A 1,383-nucleotide genomic window follows, 5' to 3' on the forward strand; every position below is an offset into this window, starting at 1 on the left:
CGGTGGCGGCGGCGGCTGGGGCGGCGGCGGTGGAGGAGGCGGTGGCGGCGGCTTCGGCGACGGTGGGTTCGGGGGCGGTTTCTGAGCAGCGATGGGCACGACGGCCGGGACTGTCCGGTCGACACGGACGACGAGAGGCACGAGCGATGACCGAGAAGCAGAGCGTGTTCGGGCGGATCACCCAGCTGGCCCGCGCCAACATCAACGCGCTCATCGACCAGGCCGAGGACCCGCAGAAGATGCTGGACCAGCTGGTGCGCGACTACACCAGCTCGATCGGGGAGGCCGAGCGGGCGATCGCCCAGACCATCGGCAACCTGCGCCTGGCCGAGCAGGACTACAACGAGGACGTCTCCGCGGCGCGCGAGTGGGGCAGCAAGGCGCTCGCCGCGTCCAGCCGCGCCGACCAGTACCGCTCCGCCGGGGACACCGCGAACGCCGACAAGTTCGACAACCTCGCCAAGATCGCGCTCGGCAAGCAGCTCACCGCGGAGGGCGAGGTCCGCGAGGCGGAGCCGATCATCGCGTCGCAGCGGGAGACCGTCGAGAAGCTGAAGTCCGGCCTCGCGATGATGAAGGACAAGCTCGGCCAGCTGAAGTCCCGCCGCGACACCCTCGTGGCCCGGCAGAAGTCCGCCGAGGCGCAGCAGACGGTGCAGACCGCGATCAGCTCGATCAACGTGCTGGACCCGACCAGCGAGATCGCGCGGTTCGAGGACAAGGTGCGTCGCGAGGAGGCACTGGCCCTCGGTCAGGCGGAGATCGCCGCGTCGTCCCTCGACTCGCAGTTCTCGGAGCTCGAGGCGTCCTCCGAGCAGATCGAGGTCGAGGCGCGGCTTGCCGCTCTCAAGGCCGGCAACGCACCGCAGCAGCTGGGCACCACCCGGGTCACCCCGGAGATCGAGGCCTGACGCACGACGAGAGCGCCCGACCCCTGCGTCAGGGGTCGGGCGTTCTGCTGTCGGGTCAGGCGGAGACGGGCTCCTGCGCCGTCGCGCGCACGTGCGCCGCGAACGACTCGGCGAGGGTCCGGCCGACGGCCTCGACCTCGCCCTGGCGGGCGGTGTAGGCGGCGAGCACGGCCTCGGTGTCGACGTCGTCGTGCCCGTCGGCCCAGCCGCGCAGCGTGTCCGCACCGGCCTCGGGATGGAACTGCACACCCCACGCGGAGCCGATCCGGAACGCCTGGTACGGGTACATGGCGGAGGACGCCAGCCACACCGCGCCACGGGGCAGGTCCACGACCGCGTCCGCGTGCATGCTCGGCTGCGGCGTGCTGTACCGGCCGTCGGCCAGCGCCGCGACGTCGCCGACGACGGCGTCGCCGGTCGCCTCGGGTCGCCAGCGCACGTCGACGATGCCGGCCTCGCGCCCGGGAGGGGC

2 protein-coding genes are annotated in these 1,383 nt (G+C 72.5%); one reads left to right on the forward strand and one right to left on the reverse strand.

Annotated elements, in window-relative coordinates; translation table 11 throughout:
- Nucleotides 1-146 precede the first annotated feature (146 nt).
- Nucleotides 147-911: a PspA/IM30 family protein gene (locus AC1DUQ_RS21750; protein WP_477060015.1), complete on the forward strand. Its 765-nt coding sequence runs from the start codon at nucleotides 147-149 to the stop codon at nucleotides 909-911.
- Nucleotides 912-966: 55 nt separating this feature from the next.
- Here AC1DUQ_RS21750 and AC1DUQ_RS21755 read toward each other — a convergent pair.
- The coding region (locus tag AC1DUQ_RS21755) for a type 1 glutamine amidotransferase (RefSeq protein ID WP_477074638.1) at nucleotides 967-1,383 on the reverse strand (417 nt) is incomplete at its 5' end.

The sequence above is a fragment of the Cellulomonas sp. P4_B5_2 genome (assembly GCF_056402235.1).